Genomic DNA, 18122 nt, shown 5'->3' with positions numbered 1-18122 from the left:
GATTCTGGAGTGAGTGATATTAAATTAATATCACTCGGGGCGTGCGCTATTTTCAGCGGAGCAGGCAGGGCGGCGCTTTCAGGTCATTCCGGGCTTGGCGAATCCTCTGAAAGCGCTGGTTTCATTCAGGTATTGGCGTCTTGCGACGTCTCAATGCTGGCCGACAGACGCAGGAAGGTTAGCAGCCTGTACGGGCGACCAGCGGGTCAACGCGTAAAACACTGCGCCGCCCAGGATACAACCGGTAAACCAGGCGAAGTTGGCAATCGGCTTGAACCACTCGACAAAGGTGAAGCACAGACCGACCAGTGCCGTGAGCAGCAATGCCTTGACCGCGATCCAGTTCACGCCGTTGGTGTACCAGTAGCGACCGCTTGGCGTGTCATCGAACAGGGCATCCTCATCGATCTGCTGCTTCTTGATCAGGTAGTAATCCACCAGCAGTATGCCGAACAGTGGGCCGATACAGGCCGCCAGCACGTCTAGGGTGTAGTGAATCACTTCAGGGTTGTTGAACAGGTTCCAGGGCGTAATGAAGATCGACGCTACCGCTGCGATCATGCCGCCTGCTCGCCAGCTGATGCGGCTGGGCGCCACGTTGGCGAAGTCGAAGGCGGGGGAAACGAAGTTGGCGACGATATTGATGCCTACCGTGGCGGTGACGAAGGTAAAGGCGCCGAGCAGCACGGCCGTGGTGTTGTCGATGCGCGCGACGGTCGCGATCGGGTCGTGGATCATCTCACCGAAAATCGGCAACGTGCCCGAGACGATCACCACTGTTACCAGTGAAAACGCCAGAAAATTCACCGGTAAGCCCCAGAAATTGCCGCGGCGTACGTCGGCCATGCTGCGGCAATAGCGGCTGAAATCACCGAAGTTCAGCGTCGGCCCGGAGAAATACGAGACCACCAGCGCAATGGCCATGACCACCTGGCCGAACGCTGCCCAGCCGGACAACTCCTTTTCAGCCAGGGTAAAACTGATGTTGTCCCAGCCGGCGCGCCAGACAATCCAGCCTGCCAGCGCGAACATCACCGCGTAAACGGCAGGACCGGCCCAGTCGATGAAACGTCTGATCGACTCCATACCCGTCCAGAACACCGCGGCTTGCACCACCCACAACGCCAGAAAGCCGAACCAGCCGAGCCAGGACAGTCCGAGAAATGTCACGCTTTGATAGACGGCCAGTTCCGGGAAGAAACGCAGCACCACGATCACCAGGGCGCTGGACGCCAGGTAGGTTTGAATGCCGTACCACGCCACCGCGATCAGCCCGCGAATGATGGCGGGAATGTTGGCACCGAACACGCCGAAAGCCAGGCGGCAGATGACCGGGTAGGGCACGGCGGCTTGCTGACTGGGTTTGGCGACCAGGTTGGCAATCACCTGAATGATGCAGATCCCCACCAGTAGCGCGATCAGCACCTGCCAGCTGGCCAGGCCCAGGGCGAACAGACTGGCGGCGAAAACGTAGCCGCCGACGCTGTGCACATCGCTCATCCAGAACGCCAGAATGTTGTACCAGGTCCACTTCTGCGGCACCGGCCCCAGATCGTGGTTGTGCAGGCGCGGGCTGTACCCGGCTGGGCGTTGATCTGTCATTGCGTGACTCCCTCGGTGTTTCGTGACGGGATCGGAGTACGATCGATGATTTTTTTGTATACGATCGTGTACGCAAAACATGTGCCATACGATTTCTCGTTGGTAGGGAATGGCTGCGAGTCTTGTTATAGGGCGTTTTTACTGAGACTGACGGGTAAATCGGGCAAGTCCGAGCAGTGATTTGAAGTGCACGTAAACAGGGCGCTTTTGCTCATTTACGGTGCGATTTATTCGTTTTCAGTTGAGTAGCTATCTGGCCAGTTATTCAAATCGCGCTACTCATCATGTTCCGTATCAGGCACTATTCTTGTATACGATCTGTAATGCCAATGTGATGTGAAGCCATGATCCGACCTGACAGTGCCCCGTTGTTTCTCACGCCTTCTGCCGATGAAAAGGGCCGTGATGAACAGATTTACCAGCATGTCCTGGAAGCCATCGTCGAACACCGGCTCGCTCCGGGAACGCGCTTGCCCGAGGACGCACTGGCCGACGTATTCGAGATCAGCCGCACCGGCATTCGCAAGGTCTTGCAGCGTCTGGCGCTGGAACGGCTGGTGACCCTGCGCCCCAAGCGCGGCGCGGAGGTCGCGCAACCGTCGGCTCAGGAAGCACAGGATGTATTGGGTGCCAGGCAACTGATCGAGCCCGCGCTGATGGCCGAGATCGCCACGCGAGTCGGCGGCCGGCGTCTGGATGCACTGCGTGCGCTTTGCGATCAGGAGCATGAGGCGCAACACGCCGGGCGCCACAGCGAAGCGATTCAACTGTCGGCGCGCTTTCATGTGCAGTTGAGCGCGCTGGCGGGCAATCAGGTGTTGACCGAACAGGTCGCGCAGCTCACCACGCGATCCTCGTTGATTGTTGCGGTGTACGGTTCGCGACGCAGTGTCGGGTGTGATTGTGGCCAGCATGTCGACTTGCTGGCCTTGCTCGAAAGCGGGCAGGGCGAACAGGCGCGCGAATGGATGGCCGAGCATTTGCGCCGCATCCGCGCCAGCCTGAATGTGGATGCGCCGCTCAGCGAGACAGTGGATTTTCATAGCATTTTCAAACGGCGCTGAAGGAGTTCCGGTGCGTATTCAAGTGATCAACCCCAATACCAGCGAAGCCATGACCCACAAGATCGGTCTGGCCGCGCAAGCCGTGGCGCGCCCCGGCACGCAGATCATAGCCTGCAGTCCGGCGGATGGCCCGGTGTCCATCGAAGGTCATTTCGATGAGGCGATAGCGACGCTGGGCGTGCTGGAAGAAGTGCGCAAGGGACGCGAGCAACAGGTCGACGCGCACATCATCGCCTGTTTCGGCGACCCCGGCCTGCTGGCGGCACGCGAGTCCGCCAGCGCCCCGGTGATCGGCATCGCCGAAGCGGCCTTTCATATGGCCAGCCTGATTTCCACCCGTTTCGCTGTGGTCACGACGCTGACCCGCACGCGGATCATCGCCGAGCACTTGCTGCAGCGTTATGGCTTCAGTGAGTTATGCACATCGGTGCGCTGTATCGATCTGCCGGTGCTGGCGCTGGAGGAAAGCGGGCCGGAGCTCATCGAATGCATGGCCGAACAGGCCCGTCGCGCCCGTGACGAAGAAGGGGCAGGAGCCATTGTGCTCGGTTGCGGCGGGATGGCGGATCTGGGCAGGCAACTGAGCGAAGCGATAGGCCTGCCGGTCATCGACGGCGTGGCTGCGGCGGTGAAACTGGCCGAATCGCTGGTGGATCTGGGCCTGACCACCAGCAAACACGGCGACCTGGCCGACCCCATTGGCAAACCGTTCAAAGGCCGGTTTGCCTACCTCAGCCGGTGATGGCGTTTGCCCGCAGGGCGTAGGAGCGAACGTGTTCGCGAAGGGGGCGGCATGAATGATGAACATACATCGTCTGAAATACCGTTCGCGAACGAGTTCGCTCCTACGGCCCACGGCCAGAGTCAAAAGCGAACGTGCGCATAACAATGAGCGCTCTGCGTGGTAGTGACATTTTCAAGCTTCTGCCCGCAGGGCGTAGGAGCGAACGTGTTCGCGAAAGGGGCGGCATGAACGATGAACATACATCGTCTGAAATACCGTTCGCGAACGAGTTCGCTCCTACGGCCTACGGCCAGAGTCAAAAGCGAACTTGCGCATAACAATGAGCGCTCTAAGTGGTAGTGACATTTTCAAGCTTCTGCCCGCAGGGCGTAGGAGCGAACTTGTTCGCGAAAGGGGCGGCATGAACGATGAACATACATCGTCTGAAATACCGTTCGCGAATACGTTCGCTCCTACGGCCCTAGGCCAGAATCAAAAGCGAGCTTGTACCTTACATAGCAGGCACGCCATCCCCGACCAGGGCTTCAGTCGTGTCGTCCGGCACCACAATGGTGTTGTTGCCAGGCGTCAGGATGACCTTGCGGCAATCCTCTTCCTTCTTGTCGAACAGCTTGTAGCCCTTCGCGGCATCTTCCAGTGACATCCGGTGTGTGATGATGGCTTCGGGTTCCAGGCGGCCGGCCTCGATGTGTTCCAGCAATTCAGGCATGAAGCGATGCACGTGGGTCTGGCCCATTTTGAAGGTCAGGCCCTTGTCGAACGCATCGCCGAACATGAAGCCATGGATGAACCCGGCATATACCCCCGGCACACTGACCACGCCGCCGCGTCGTACTGCTGCGATGCACTGACGCAATGCCTTGCCGCTGCTGCCTTCCAGCTTCAGCGTGGCGAGAATGGTTTCCGTGGTGCTGCCCTTGGCCTCGAAACCCACCGCGTCGATTACGCCATCCACCCCGCGCATGCCGGCGGTCTGGCGAATGATCGTGTCAGCCGGATCATCGTCTTCATCGAAATTGATCGGGATCACGCCATATGTTTTCTGCGCATAGGCCAGACGATACGGATGGTGATCGACCATGAAGATCTTTTCCGCACCGAGCATTTTTGCGCACGCCGCGCTCATCAGGCCGACCGGGCCAGCGCCGTAAATGGCAACGGTCGAACCCTGGCCAATCCCGGCGTTGAGTACAGCCTGCCAAGCGGTGGGGAGAATGTCGGAGAGGAACAGAACCTTCTCGTCAGCCAGCGTGCCCGGCACCTTGAACGGACCAACGTTGGCCTTGGGCACTCGCACGTATTCAGCCTGGCCGCCCGGAACGCCGCCATACAGATGGCTGAAGCCGAACAGCGCCGCCCCTGGTGGAATCGACTTTTTGTTGATAATCGCGCCACGTCCGGTGTTGGTGGTTTCGCAGGCCGCGAACTGGTCGAGGTTGCAGAAAAAGCAGCTGCCGCAGGCGATGACGAACGGGATCACCACGCGATCGCCTTTGGCCACAGCCGTGACGGCCGAGCCGGTTTCTTCCACGACGCCCATGAACTCGTGACCGAAAATGTCGCCGTGTTCAACCGTAGGGATTTTGCCGCGATACAAATGCAGGTCGGAACCGCAGATAGCGGTCGCCGTTACGCGCAGAATGATGTCATCCGCTTGCTCGATCACAGGGTCCGGCACTGTATCGACCTTCACACTGTTCGCGCCGTGGTAAGTCAAAGCTCTCATGATTAATCCTCGATGGCAGCAGAAGTTCTGATCCGTACTGAAGATGAACTGTGAGGATTTTGTTGGTTCAGCGCGATTGGTCGATGCGGGACTAACGGTAGGTCAATTGCGAAACGCCGTCATGTCCTGCAACAGCATGCCCATCAGGCGGTTGGCACCGACGCTGAGCTGTCGACCCAGACGGCTGATCAAATGCGTCTGCGGGCTGCTGAACACCTCATGCTGCAAGGGCAGGGCGCGCAGTTTTCCGGCCTTTATCTCTTCTTCCACAACGAAGGTCGGCAACAGCGTGACGCCACCCTGCATGGCGAAATGCTTGAGCATGGCGAAGGTACTGCAGGTCAGGGTCGGTTGCACTGTGACACCTAGCTGATGTTCGGCCTGCAGAAGAATCTGACGGATGCCGTAAGACACCGCAGGCAGCGCGACACGGTAGTGTTCCAGTGCCCGCAGCTCTATCGGAGCCTGCTCTTGCGTCAGTGGATGATCGGGGGCGGTGATCACGCACACTGGCTTACGCTGATGGGCGTGAGAGCGGATTTTCGGATCGGCAGCGGGGTTGAAGACCAGGCCGATATGCGCTTCGTCCTCCACCACCTGGCGAATTACCTCGTTGCTGCCGCAGACGTTCACGAGCAGTTCAATGCGCGGGTACAGCTCGGAAAACCGGGCCAGTGGCTGGGCGAGGCTTTCAAGAAAACCTTCTCCGGACACCAGTGTCACCGAGCCGCTGTGCAGGCCCTTCAGCGCCTGGATCGAGTCCAGCAAGACCTCCTGCTGCGTCAGACGCTGGCGGTAATACGCCAGCACCTTGTCGCCTGCTTCGGTAGGTTTGACCCCTCGGCGATGGCGCTCGAGCAATGGCGAGCCGAGTTCCTGTTCCAGTTGCGCGATCTGGCGGCTGACTGCCGAAGGCGCGACGTTGAGGAAGTCGGCGGCAGCCCTGACGCTGCCCAGCCGCACGGCTTCGAAGAAATACAGGATGCGTCGATCTTGCACCAGGCTCATAAGGCTCCTGTAGAGGCTCTGTGTTGCGCTAAAGGCAACATAAATTCGATTTGAGGATTATTGCTGAGAGGTGAGAGCGCTGTCCATACTCGGATCATCAGCACATTGCTCGCCGACAAGGCTCGCAGCGTCGTTCTCGAATTCGTACAAAACCTTTGACCGGGATGCAGACATGACTTTGAAAGCAGGTGTGATCGGATTGGGCAACATGGGCGGCGGCATGGCTGCCACGCTGGCGGGCAAGGGCTTTGATGTCAGCGGCTTCGACCTGTCGCAGGCTGCGCTGGCCCAGGCTGAAAGCAAAGGCGTCAAGCCGGTTGCCGACCGCAAACAACTGATTCAAGGCGTGGATATTCTGATCCTGTCGCTGCCCAAGGCCGAGCATGTGGAGTCGGTGTGCCTTGGTGCGGGCGGTATCAGCGAGTTCGGTCGCAAGGGCTTGATCGTGGTCGATACCACCACATCAACACCGGAAATGAGCCGTAAGGTCGCCGCCGAACTGGCCAAAACCGGCATTGCCTTTATCGATGCACCTGTCTCGGGCGGCCCGAAAGGCGCAGCTACCCGCACCATGTCGATGGTCATCGGCGCTGAAGATGCCGATCTTGCGCGCGCCATGCCGATTTTGGAAGGAATGAGCGGCACACGCGTGCACGTCGGCCAGTGCGGCGCAGGCAATGTGGCCAAGATCGCCAACAACATGCTCGCCGCCTGCCACCTGATCAGCACTGCCGAAGCCGTGGCGATGGCCGCGCGTGCAGGTGTCGATCCGGAAAAACTTCTGCAGGGCCTGAATGCCGGCTCGGGACGCAGTGGTGCCACGCAAGTGATGTTCCCGACCTGGGTACTCAACAAGGCCTATGACTCGGGTTTCACCATGGGCCTGATGCGCAAGGACGTCGGCCTGGCCAGCGATCTGGCGGACAGCCTCGACATGGACCTGCCGCTGTCGCGCGTCGTCGCGCAATTGTGGCAGGCCAGCAGCGAAACCCTGGCGGACAACGAAGACTTCTGCGCCATCGTGCAACGCACCGATGGCAAACTTTACGCTCATGGAGAATAAGCGATGAGCACTGCAAAAATTCTTGAACTGATGCGTCCTTACTGGGGCGATCGCAGTGTCATTGCCAGCTACGTCGGCGGCCAGTTCATTGAAGGCCATGGCGCGCCGGTTGAAGTGCGCAATGCCCATGACGACAGCCTGTTGCTGAGCTTTCCGGACGCTGACGAGTCGTTGGTCGACATCGCCGACAAGGCGGCCAAGGCTGCGCAGCAGCAATGGTGGGCGCTGACCGCTCAGGCGCGGGGTCGCGCGATGTATCAGGTGGGCAATCTGATTCGCGAAGAGCTGGAAAACCTCGCGCAGATCGAATCCCTGACCGCCAACAAGCCGATCCGTGACGCCCGCGTTGAAGTGCTCAAAGTGGCCGAGATGTTCGAGTATTACGCCGGCTGGGCAGACAAGCTGCATGGCGAAATCATCCCGGTACCAACCACCCACCTCAACTACGTAACCTACGAACCGCTGGGCACTGTGTTGCAGATCACCCCGTGGAACGCACCGATCTTCACCTGCGGCTGGCAGATCGCCCCGGCGATTGCGGCGGGTAACGCAGTCATCCTCAAACCGTCGGAACTGACCCCGCTCAGCTCGCTGATGGTAGGTGTGCTGATTGAACGTGCTGGCGTACCGAAAGGGCTGGTCAACGTGATTGCCGGTTTTGGCCACTCCATCGGCCAGGCGTTCATTGCCAGGGCCGACATTCGCAAAGTGGTGTTCGTCGGCTCGCCAGCGACCGGTCGCCATATCGCCGTGGCTGCGGCGCAGCGCTGTATCCCTGCGGTGCTGGAGCTGGGTGGCAAGTCAGCCAACATCGTGTTCGACGATGCTGATCTGGAAGTGGCCTTGCGTGGCGCTCAGGCGGCGATTTTCTCCGGTGCCGGGCAAAGTTGTGTCTCCGGCTCACGGCTGTTGGTGCAGGAATCGATTTTCGAGAAGTTCACCAAAGCGCTGGCGGTGGCGGCGACTCAGTTCAAGGTCGGCGACCCCGGCGACCCGGACACCCAGATTGGCCCGATCAACAATGCCAAGCAGTACAACCACGTGAAGAGCATGGTCGAGCGTGCATTGAAAGACGGCGCAAGGCTGGTTGGCGAGCAGGCCGATCCGATCCCGAACAAGCCGGGTTATTACGTCAACCCGACGGTGCTGGCGGGCACCAACGAGCTGTATTGTGCGCAGGAAGAAATCTTCGGCCCGGTGGTGGTAGCGATTCCGTTCAAGGATGAAGAAGACGCGATCCGTATCGCCAACGACAGCCGTTTCGGTCTGGCCGGTGGCGTATGGACCCGTGATGTCGGGCGCGCCCATCGCGTTGCCAGACAGGTGCGTGCCGGGACGTTCTGGGTCAACGGCTACAAGACGATTCACGTCAGCTCGCCGTTTGGCGGCTATGGTGAGAGTGGTTATGGCCGTTCTTCCGGTCTGGATGCACTGCGCGAGTACAGCGAAGTGAAAAGCGTCTGGGTCGAAACCGCCGCCAAGCCTGCCGCCAGTTTTGGCTACGGCGCGAGTCTGGAGTAAGTACATGCCCATTTCAAAGACACTGATCGACGAAGCAACGGTCTGGCGCCGCACGATCCACGCTGCGCCGGAGTTGGGGTTTCAGGAGCTGAAAACCTCGGACAAGGTGGCTGATCTGCTGAGTAGCTTCGGCATTCAGGTGCACCGCGGCCTGGGCGGCACTGGCGTGGTCGGCACCCTGCGCAATGGCGACGGCCCGACCATCGGCATTCGCGCCGACATGGACGCCCTGCCGATTCAGGAGCTGGGCGACAGCGTGCACAAGTCGGCCTATAAGGGGTGCATGCACGCCTGCGGTCACGATGGCCACACCGCGATCCTGCTGGCCACCGCAAGGCATCTGGCCGAGACTCGGCGCTTTCGCGGCACGGTGCATTTCGTCTTCCAGCCTGCCGAAGAGAACCTCGGCGGCGCACAGCGAATGATCGAAGACGGACTGTTCGAACGCTTTCCGATGGAAGCCATTTACGGCCTGCACAACTGGCCGGGCGTGCCTGCGGGCAAGGTGGTGATCAATCCGGGGCCAATGATGGCGTCGCTCGATACCTTTGAAATCACCCTGACCGGCAAAGGCAGCCACGCGGCCATGCCGGACAAAGGCAATGATCCGATCGTGGCCGCGGCCGAGCTGGTGCTGGGGCTGCAAACCATTGTCTCCCGACGCCTGTCGCCGCTCGATTCGGCGGTGGTCAGCATCACTCAGTTCAATGCTGGCGAGGCGATCAACGTGATCCCGGAAACCGCCACGTTGCGTGGCACGGTGCGTTGTCTGCAAACGCCGGTGCGCGAGAAGGTTCAGCAACTGATCGGCGAGTTCGTCGAGCGTTTGCCGACGGCCTTCGGGGTGCGTGGCGAACTGGTCTACAACGTCGGCTACCCGGTGACCGAAAACCACGTCGAAGCGGCTGCCACGATCCGTCGTGCAGCAGTCGCCGCAGTCGGCGAGGCCAACGTGCAGTGGGGCTGCAACCCGTCGATGGCCTCTGAAGACTTCGCCTTCATGCTGCATGCCTGCCCGGGGGCGTACATCTGGATGGGCGTCGATGGCGAGAAGCCGTCAGCTGCGTTGCATAACCCGTATTACGACTTCAACGATCAGGTGATCGAACCTGGCGTTGCGGTCTGGACCTTGCTGGTGGAGCAGTGTTTGCCGCTGAGTTGAATGGCTCGCATACATATACCGTAGGAGTGAGCGGACTCCTTCAAGGTGCCGCGAGCAATTCCACTGCAATGCCGGATATGTCCGGCAGGCAGGTCAGCAGGTGGTCGCGCAGTTCCAGTACTCGCTGGCGCTTGAAGCTGTCTTGCAGCCAGACCAGGTAATAGGCATCCCCGGTGCCAACCGCCGAGTTGAACGGCAGAAAAACCTGGCCTTCGTTCAAGTCATCAGCGACCAGAAACAGATCGCCAATCGACACACCGTGCCCTCTGACCGCAGCGGTAATGCCCTGATCAAGCGTGTCGAACACCTTGCCTTTGCTCAACGTCACCTGACCGGAGAGGTCCATCCGGTTAAGCCAGCGCCGCCAGTCGCGGCGGTCGCTGGACGGATGGATAAGTTCAGCGGCCTGCAGCCTCTCTGTTCCCCACGGCTGGTCGCCTAAAGTGTCTGCCGAGCAGATCGGAATCAGCCACTCATCGAACAGCTTGCAGGTTTCCACCTCGGCACCAAAGTTGCCATTGCCCAGCAGAATCGCGCAGTCGAAAGGCTCCGAATAGAAATCCACGCTATCAAAATCCATCCACACGCTGGAGAGCTGCACCGGCAGGGCGGGTGCAGGCTTTTTAAAGGACTCCAGCGCATGCAGCAGCCAGCGCATGGTCAGGGTGGACGGTGATTTGAGGCGCAGATTCGCGCCCTGACCCCGGAAGGGCTGGCAAGCGTCCTCGATAATCCGGAAGCCAATCTTGAGCTGGCTGGACAGCCGCCGGCCCTCGTCACTGAGCGAAAGCCGCGGGCCATTGCGCTCGAACAATCGACAGCCAAGGGTTTCTTCCAGGGTACGAATATGACGGCTGATGGCACTCTGGGTAAGAGATAGCTCCTGCGCAGCACGCGTAAATGAGCATGATCGGGCCGCTACTTCAAAGGCTCTTAGCGCGTAAAGAGGCGGTATACGTTCAGTCATGTGATAACTAACCATGATTATTTTTCATAGTAGGTTACACCTTTTTCCATTTTTCCGCGCACGCGTCTCCGGTCAGAATCGCTGGCTCGTCCACTGTCGTAAAAATCAAACAATAAGGCGGTGTTCTTATCTGCTGCGTGCGTGAGGGAATATGCTGCCCAAGTCCGAAAAGCTGTTGCGCCAATCTGTTGTAAGACATTTGCTGGAAAGTGACACCGCCCTGGAAATGGGCTGGCGGGTTCAGGCTTACAGGCAGTTCGAGCAGGTGCTGAGTGACAAGGGCTTCCCTTGTCTGTTTGGACGCCGTGCCAACAAGTCCGGAAGTTGTCTACTGCTGTTCATCCCCTGTGAGAATGAGCGACAAGCGCTTCGTGACGGCATGGAAGCGTACGTGAAGTTCGTTAATGACACGCCACTTGAAGATCGCCTGTTCAACCCGTTGATTGTCATTTTCGAGAAAACCGATTTCAACAGCCTGGCCGAAGAACAGGCCTATGCCTGGGCCACCCTGCAACATTTACATGACGGTGACCGATCGCCCTGGCCGGCCAACGCCTGCACAGACCCTGAAGTGTTCGAGTGGACCTATCACTTCGCCGGACTGCCGATGTTCATCAACATGAGCTTTCCCCGTCACACCGCGATGAAAAGCCGTTCGCTGGGTGGGCACATTGTGTTTGTGGTCAACCCTCGGGAGAACTTTGACGAGGTGGCAAGCGCCGAGACAGAAAGTGGTCGCAAGGTCAGGGAAAAGATTCGTCAGCGAATCGCCGATTACAACAACGGAGTGGTGCCCGACACGCTGGGCTTTTTCGGCGATCGTAGCAGCCTGGAATGGAAGCAATACCAACTGTATGAAGAAGGCGGGCTTTCACTGTCCCGTTGTCCTCTGCACATCAAAGTCGACAAGACTGACCATTTGAACGAGCGTTGAGTACCCATGGATATATCGTTGCTGCTGATCTACATGTTCAGCGTGTTCATGCTGATCATCACCCCCGGTCCGGTGGTGGCACTGATCGTCAACACCAGCCTGGCGTGCGGGCCGAAACGCGCGATGTTGACGGCGCTGGGCACCAACTGGGCTTCGCTGGTGCTGGTGATGGTCGCAGCATTGATTCTGACGGGCACGCTGTCGGTGAGCGTGAGCATGCTCAACTGGATCAGCCTGGTCGGCTGTTTCTTCATCGCTTACCTGTCGGTGCAGGCGCTGGAACAGGCGTTGCGTTACGCCCCGTCGCGGCCTGAAACAGCGCCAGCGCCGTTACCTGCGCGTAGCAGGCACAGCGGGCTGGTGACCGGTTTTCTGGTCGGAATTTCCAATCCGAAGGACATCATCTTTTTCGTCTCGTTTTTCCCGCAGTTCATTCACGTCACCGAATCGTTCAAGGGCAGCATCGCCTTGTTGTCGTTGCTGTGGATCATCATTGATCTGTCGATCCTGTTCGCCTATATCTTCCTGATGCGCCAGAAACTGGCCTTGAAGTACAAGCGCAAGATCGAAGTCGCCTCCAGCGTGACCTTGCTGCTGATCGCGCTGGGCGGGATATTCTATTCGGGCTCGACACTGTTGAATCAGTAAACGCCTGCGCCGATCAGCACTCGATCAGATTGACTGCCAGCCCGCCGCGTGAAGTTTCCTTGTATTTGTCGTGCATATCCGCGCCGGTATCGCGCATGGTGCGGATGGCGTGGTCCAGCGAGATGAAGTGCTCGCCGTCGCCGCGCAGGGCCATTTGTGCGGCGTTGATTGCTTTCACGGCAGCAATCGCGTTGCGCTCGATGCAAGGGATCTGCACCAGCCCGCCGACCGGGTCGCAGGTCAGTCCCAAGTTGTGTTCCAGACCAATTTCCGCCGCGTTTTCCACCTGTTCTGGCGTGGCACCGAGAATTTCCGCCAGGCCAGCGGCGGCCATTGCGCAGGCCGAACCTACTTCGCCCTGACAACCCACTTCGGCACCGGAAATGGACGCGTTCTTCTTGCACAGAATGCCGACCGCCGCTGCGCTCAGGAAAAAGCGCACCACGTCGTCATCATTGGCTGTGGGCTTGAATTTCATGAAGTAATGCAGCACGGCGGGCACGATGCCAGCTGCGCCGTTGGTGGGTGCAGTCACCATGCGCCCTCCCGCGGCGTTTTCCTCGTTGACCGCCAGGGCGAACAGGTTGACCCACTCCATGGCGCTCAGGGTCGAGCCGATCACGTTCGGGTTATCGAGGTTCTGCAAGCTCTGATGCAGGCGGTAGGCGCGGCGGCGCACGTTCAACCCGCCGGGCAGGATGCCGGTTTCAAGCAGGCCCTTGTCGACGCAGGCGCGCATCGCGGCCCAGATGACCATGATTTTCTCGCGAATTTCTTCCTCGCTGCGCCAGACCTTCTCGTTGGCCATCATCAGTTCGGAAATGCTCATGCCGTGGGTCTTGCACAGCTTCAGCAGCTGCGCGCCACTGAAAAAGTCGTAGGGCAGAACGGTGGTGTCGTTGTCCAGCACGCCGCTGGCAGCCTGTTCGGCGTTGATTACAAAGCCGCCGCCCACCGAATAGTAGGTCTGCTCGTAAACTTCACCGGTCTTGCCGTAGGCGCACAGGGTCATTCCGTTGGGGTGGTACGGCAGGTTTTCATTGAGCAGGCACATGTCCCGCTCCCAGACGAAGGTGATGGCCTGCTCGCCCGCCAGCATCAGCTGGTTATCGGCACGCAGCGCGTCGATGCGCTGGTTGACCTGGCTGGGGTCGATCTGGTCCGGCCATTCGCCCATCAAGCCCATGACTGTTGCGCGATCGCTGCCGTGACCGATGCCGGTGGCCGACAGAGAACCGTACAATCGCACCTCGATCCGTTCTACGCTGTGCAACCGGTCCTGGTTGCGCAGCTCGGTCACGAACAGAGCCCCGGCGCGCATTGGCCCGACGGTATGGGAACTGGACGGCCCGATGCCGATTTTGAACATGTCGAAGACGCTGATAGCCATCACGAAGGTCCTTCAGGTGAGATGATGCACGGGAATTTGGTATTCCCCTTTTTCTGTTACTCATCTTTGGCTTCGGCTGTCGAAACGACAAACGATTGTTGCTATGCAACGCTTTAGCGGAACTCTTCAATGAGCAGAATCTTCAACGCACAGATGCACGCCTGGTTACAGGTGTTCGCCTGCGCAGCCCGACATCTCTCCTTCACCCGGTGTGCCGAAGAGCTGCACGTCACCCCCGGCGCGATCAGCCAGCAGATGCGCCAGCTTGAAGAGCGCTTGGGCTTTGCGCTGTTTCACCGGGTCGGGCGCGGGCTGGAGCTGACCGCCGAAGGCCAGCGACTGGCGGTGGTCGCCAACGAGGTGCAGAGCCGTATCAGCGAAGAGCTGCGTCTGCTGTATTCCGGACGCATCGGCGGGGTGTTCAAGTTGCGCTGCATCCCCTCATTCCTCAGCAAATGGCTGATGCCGCGGCTGCCACGCTTGCAGGAAGCATTTCCGGACATCCAGTTGCGGATCATTGCCGAAGACAGCAGCGGGTCGTTGCGCGATGACGATTTCGATCTGGCCATCGACCTGAACGATGGCAGCTATCCGGGGCTGTCGACCACCCCGTTGCTGGAAGAAGAGCTGTTTGCGGTTTGTTCGCCAAGCCTGCTGGTGGGCAAGCCGCCACTCGATACACCCAGCCAACTGGTGCACTTTCCGTTGCTGCATGACATCACTGCCTGGCGTGGCAGCTATGAATACGCTGAGTGGGAGTTTTATCTGACCGCCATCGGCGCTGATGGCATCGACGTGCGCCGTGGTCACACCTTCAACCGCAACCACCTGACCATCGACGCCGCGCGCATGGGCATGGGCGTGGCCATTGCCCGCAAGGCGCTGATTACCGACGAACTGGAACAAGGCTTGCTGATCGTGCCGTTTGGACATCCGATCAAGGCCAGGAAGAAATACGTCCTGGCCTATCGTGAGGGCGCGCTCTCTACTCCGGCGCGCCGAGCGGTGCATGACTGGCTGGTGAGCGAAGCGGTGATCTAGTCCGCTCCGGAATCAATGAAACATCTCGGCAATCAGCACGGCGCCGATGAAGGTGCCGAAGTTGGCCAGGAACGATACCAGCACAATTCGCCAGCCCAGACGGCGGAAGGCTGGCAGGTCCTTGGCAATCGACAGGCCGGCAAAGGTCAGCATCGGGGTAATGACCGCCAGCATGTTTATCGAACTGGTCATCCGGGCAATCTCGGCTGCCCAGGGGCAGGCCGGTGAGGTCAGGAACATCGCCACCAGCGACACCATGCACACCGCCGGGATCTTGCGACGGATCAGGTTGCACAGCGCTTCGCCGACGAAGGCACAGAAAATCATGATGCCCATGCCAGTGAATGCATCGGCCGACAGCGTCTTGTAGCCGACATAATTGGCAATCAGCGCCAGTGCACCGGCGGCCAGCCAGGCACTGATCTTGCCCGCCCAGCCCAGTTCCGGAACCTCCAGCGAAACATCGCTGTGGCGCAGGCCTTCATCAGTCATGGACGCCTTGGTGGTGCGACCGATCAGCGGCTCCAGCACCCGATAGCCCCAAACCGCCAGCGGCAGGGAGATAAACAGGGTGAAGTAAGTGCCGATGGTGGTGGTGATCAGGTTTGATGCCGCCGCCAGTGTCATGACTTCCTTGGCGACTTCCGGCGTCTGCTGTGCAGCAATCGCACCGGCTGCCGCAGCCATCATGCTGCCCGAGCCGATGCCCGAGCCCATCGCCAGCGAATTGGGATGGAAGATCCCCAGGCTGGCGATAAAGCCTGCAACGATGGCAATGAACAGCGCACCGAACAAGGTGCCGGTCAGGTACTCGGCCAGTACGCCGCGGCCTTCCGGGGAGTCCATGCCGTAGCGCTCGCCGATGATTGCGAGGCTCGGCTCGCGGCCAACCGAGAACGTCGCGCCGATTGCCTCACGCTTGATGCCCAGCAGCAGCGCGACCGGCAGGCCGAGCACCACGGTGCCGACAAAGTGACCAAACTCCTGAAACACCAGCGCCCATCCCGAGGCGAACACCACCGGCAGCGAACCGCCGACCACAAGACCGAGTTTGGCAATGAAAATCAGCAGGGCGGGTTGCAGGATCGAGGCCGAGCGCAGCTGGATGCCTTGATCGATACCGATGCTGCCTGGCAGGCGGCGACTGGCGATCCCGACCATTGCGCCTAATAGCAGCGCCCACACCATCGGTAGCAGCACCACCTTGCCGGGGCCCAGCGGGATACTGATGGCACCGATCATCTCGGCAATGATCAGGATAACGGCGGCCCAGAGATACAGCTTCACCGTCGATGAAACGGCCTGATTGTCGCCCGACAATGCAGCGTGTGAGTTTTGCATGATGATCCCCTTGCCTGCTGAATGGCCTTTTTCAGGCCTTATCAATCGTTATTCTGTTTTTCAGGTCGGCGCGGTGAGGCGCCAGGGCAGCGTTGGAAAGTCCATGAAGTCATGGAGGCCGTTATCCGGCCGAGTATTTTTATGAAGTCTGACGTGATCCAGACCCAGGCTGCTTCGAGCCTTTGCAAGGGGATTACAGGGTGCGTTATTTGAAGGGATGAGCCTTTGAATACGGCACTTTGCTGTCCACACGCAATCGCAGTATGCATAGCGCGAGGTTGCACACCAATATTGCGAATTTTATTTATCGTTGCGTTAAACAGAACACAGAAAGGGCTGCACGGCCCTTGAAAGTGGCTATCGTGCGACGCTCCGCGTCGCATGCCGTTCCGGACGCTCTGCGTCCTCTTTTTGCGACGCAGAGCGTCGCGAACTGCATTCCCACGCTGGAGCGTAGGGAACGATAATTTTACCGACTGAACCGGCCTCTTCGCGAGCAAGGTATTGCATTCAAGATCAGATCAGGCCAGTGCTTTCAGCCCCAACGCCCTGGCGCATTGATCGAGCGAACGCTGCTGGGTGTCGGCGTACAGTGCCAGTTCATCAAGTGTGCTGCGCCCCAGTGCCCGCTCAAAATCCTGCTGGTTCGAATTCGTGGCGTAATGCGCCTGCGCGTTGTCACCCAGGTTGGACTGGAAGATGCCTGCCGCACTGACTGGCAGAAAGTCTTCATACACCAGCGGCTCGAAACGCACATGACCTGCTTCCACAAGCTGCTCCAGGCTGCCGGATGCACGCTCGGAAATGCCCGATTCGGTCGGAAAATAGCGAAAGTAGGCCAGCCCCTGCGTGCGCATTTCATCATGACTGTCCGGAAAAGCCTGAAATGCTTTTTCCAGCAATTCTGCGTAGCGCACGGCGTTGGCTTCGTTGGGAAACTCACCCAGTTCGTCGCGAGCTTCGTTCAACAGCCGGTCATACAACGCGCGACCTTTGGGCGTCAGGGCTGCGCCGCGCTGTTCGATCTCGCCGAAGCGTGCCGAATGACTGCCCGACTGATTACCCCCCTGACCAATGAACGTGATGGGTTCTTCAAGTGCCTTGAAGCTGGTCTGGCGCAACAGAATCGGACACTGGCGACGCGGCGGCCCTTCAACCACGGCTTTGGGCGTGATGCCTTTGCCGGGCATGCCGCTTTGCACCGCATCGATATCCAGCGTGCGTGGCGTCAGGTGGTTGATATGCGGACCTCGAAATGCCACCACATCAGCGATCAGGCGATGTTGAGTGTTCAGCTTCTGGTACTCGTCGAGCGAGACCGTCGCCGTGTTATGCCAGCGAAAGGTTTCCAGCGCCTGCTGAATGAACTCTGCAGCGTCGGGCTCGCTCAACCTGCCGTCTGTCTCATGCTTCTCGATCAACGCCAGGGCACCGGGCGTGAAGATTCTGCGCTTGGTCAGCACCTGACTGGCAAACTCGCGCAGGCTGTCACTCTCGATCAGTTCCAGGCGCAGCAGTGAGGTGAACACGCGAAACGGACTGACCTGCAACGCCTGTTCATGCACGGCACGAAAAGCTGTGGAGTGAACCGGCACACCGGCCTCGGTCAGGTCGTAATAACCGACCGGCTGCATGCCCATCACCGCAAACAGGCGGGCGAGGGTGGCCAGTTCCTCAGCCGTACCGACGCGGATCGCACCGTGACGTTCCATATCCAGCCGCTGGATCTCGCCGGTCTGGCGCAGGCTGTTCAGCACCTGGCTGTCGCGGCTCATGACCTGTGCGTTGACCTCGCTGACCAGCGCCATCAGCGTGCCGTACAGTGGCACTTCGTGCTGGTACATCTGCGACATGGCGCGAGAAAAGCCCGCGCGGATCTGGTCCGGGTCGGCAAAGCGTGCAGTGCTCAT

The 18122-nt window shown here is 59.5% G+C and carries 15 protein-coding genes; 8 read left to right on the top strand and 7 right to left on the bottom strand.

Features of this window, described 5'->3' with window-relative positions; all coding sequences use genetic code 11:
* Positions 1-150 precede the first annotated feature (150 nt).
* The gene (locus RGM3321_RS06460) at positions 151-1602 is read right to left on the bottom strand and encodes an NCS1 family nucleobase:cation symporter-1 (RefSeq protein ID WP_244392103.1); all 1452 of its coding nucleotides are present in this window, start codon (positions 1600-1602) and stop codon (positions 151-153) included.
* A 344-nt stretch (positions 1603-1946) separates the two neighbouring features.
* On the opposite strand from RGM3321_RS06460, the gene RGM3321_RS06455 reads away from it, so the two are divergent.
* Both RGM3321_RS06455 and RGM3321_RS06450 read left to right on the top strand, forming a co-directional pair.
* The gene (locus RGM3321_RS06455) at positions 1947-2666 is read left to right on the top strand and encodes a GntR family transcriptional regulator (RefSeq protein ID WP_058398745.1); all 720 of its coding nucleotides are present in this window, start codon (positions 1947-1949) and stop codon (positions 2664-2666) included.
* A 10-nt stretch (positions 2667-2676) separates the two neighbouring features.
* The gene (locus RGM3321_RS06450) at positions 2677-3408 is read left to right on the top strand and encodes an aspartate/glutamate racemase family protein (protein ID WP_244392101.1); all 732 of its coding nucleotides are present in this window, start codon (positions 2677-2679) and stop codon (positions 3406-3408) included.
* A gap of 493 nt (positions 3409-3901) precedes the next feature.
* Here RGM3321_RS06450 and RGM3321_RS06445 read toward each other — a convergent pair whose 3' ends face one another.
* Together RGM3321_RS06445 and RGM3321_RS06440 are read right to left on the bottom strand one after the other, a co-directional pair.
* A complete protein-coding gene (locus RGM3321_RS06445) occupies positions 3902-5137 on the bottom strand; it encodes a zinc-dependent alcohol dehydrogenase (RefSeq protein ID WP_244392100.1) in 1236 nt (411 codons plus the stop codon).
* A 102-nt stretch (positions 5138-5239) separates the two neighbouring features.
* On the bottom strand, positions 5240-6145 hold the full coding sequence (locus RGM3321_RS06440) for a LysR family transcriptional regulator (RefSeq protein WP_057403112.1): 906 nt from the start codon (positions 6143-6145) through the stop codon (positions 5240-5242).
* 172 nt (positions 6146-6317) lie between these two features.
* Here RGM3321_RS06440 and RGM3321_RS06435 point away from each other — a divergent pair, with 172 nt between their 5' ends.
* From RGM3321_RS06435 to RGM3321_RS06425, 3 genes are read left to right on the top strand one after another with little or no spacing between them, the layout of a single operon-like run.
* Entirely contained in the window at positions 6318-7208 is an 891-nt protein-coding gene (locus RGM3321_RS06435; protein ID WP_244392098.1) for an NAD(P)-dependent oxidoreductase, read from the top strand.
* A 3-nt stretch (positions 7209-7211) separates the two neighbouring features.
* Positions 7212-8729: an aldehyde dehydrogenase family protein gene (locus RGM3321_RS06430; RefSeq protein ID WP_244392096.1), complete on the top strand. Its 1518-nt coding sequence runs from the start codon at positions 7212-7214 to the stop codon at positions 8727-8729.
* A gap of 4 nt (positions 8730-8733) precedes the next feature.
* Positions 8734-9891, top strand: coding sequence for a M20 aminoacylase family protein (locus RGM3321_RS06425; protein ID WP_244392094.1), 1158 nt, complete (start codon positions 8734-8736; stop codon positions 9889-9891).
* 40 nt (positions 9892-9931) lie between these two features.
* Here RGM3321_RS06425 and RGM3321_RS06420 read toward each other — a convergent pair whose 3' ends face one another.
* Positions 9932-10858: a LysR family transcriptional regulator gene (locus tag RGM3321_RS06420; RefSeq protein ID WP_032609679.1), complete on the bottom strand. Its 927-nt coding sequence runs from the start codon at positions 10856-10858 to the stop codon at positions 9932-9934.
* A 151-nt stretch (positions 10859-11009) separates the two neighbouring features.
* Here RGM3321_RS06420 and RGM3321_RS06415 point away from each other — a divergent pair, with 151 nt between their 5' ends.
* Positions 11010-11792: a YqcI/YcgG family protein gene (locus RGM3321_RS06415; RefSeq protein ID WP_244392093.1), complete on the top strand. Its 783-nt coding sequence runs from the start codon at positions 11010-11012 to the stop codon at positions 11790-11792.
* 6 nt (positions 11793-11798) lie between these two features.
* The gene (locus tag RGM3321_RS06410; RefSeq protein ID WP_244392092.1) at positions 11799-12440 is read left to right on the top strand and encodes a LysE family translocator; all 642 of its coding nucleotides are present in this window, start codon (positions 11799-11801) and stop codon (positions 12438-12440) included.
* 13 nt (positions 12441-12453) lie between these two features.
* On the opposite strand, the gene RGM3321_RS06405 is transcribed toward RGM3321_RS06410, so the two are convergent.
* Positions 12454-13830, bottom strand: coding sequence for an L-serine ammonia-lyase (locus RGM3321_RS06405; protein WP_244392091.1), 1377 nt, complete (start codon positions 13828-13830; stop codon positions 12454-12456).
* A gap of 129 nt (positions 13831-13959) precedes the next feature.
* On the opposite strand from RGM3321_RS06405, the gene RGM3321_RS06400 reads away from it, so the two are divergent.
* Positions 13960-14871 carry a LysR substrate-binding domain-containing protein gene (locus RGM3321_RS06400; protein ID WP_244392090.1) on the top strand — a complete coding sequence of 304 codons (912 nt, stop codon included), beginning with the start codon at positions 13960-13962 and terminating at the stop codon, positions 14869-14871.
* A gap of 12 nt (positions 14872-14883) precedes the next feature.
* Here RGM3321_RS06400 and RGM3321_RS06395 read toward each other — a convergent pair whose 3' ends face one another.
* Positions 14884-16212 (bottom strand): DUF3100 domain-containing protein, encoded by a 1329-nt coding sequence (locus RGM3321_RS06395; protein WP_244392089.1) that lies wholly within the window; start codon positions 16210-16212, stop codon positions 14884-14886.
* Between the two features lie 521 nt (positions 16213-16733).
* Positions 16734-18122 carry a VOC family protein gene (locus RGM3321_RS06390; RefSeq protein WP_244392088.1) on the bottom strand — a complete coding sequence of 463 codons (1389 nt, stop codon included), beginning with the start codon at positions 18120-18122 and terminating at the stop codon, positions 16734-16736.

This window comes from Pseudomonas sp. RGM 3321, assembly GCF_022836805.1.
In the GTDB taxonomy this organism is placed as follows: domain Bacteria; phylum Pseudomonadota; class Gammaproteobacteria; order Pseudomonadales; family Pseudomonadaceae; genus Aquipseudomonas.
This window is presented reverse-complemented; position numbering and strand designations above follow the sequence as displayed.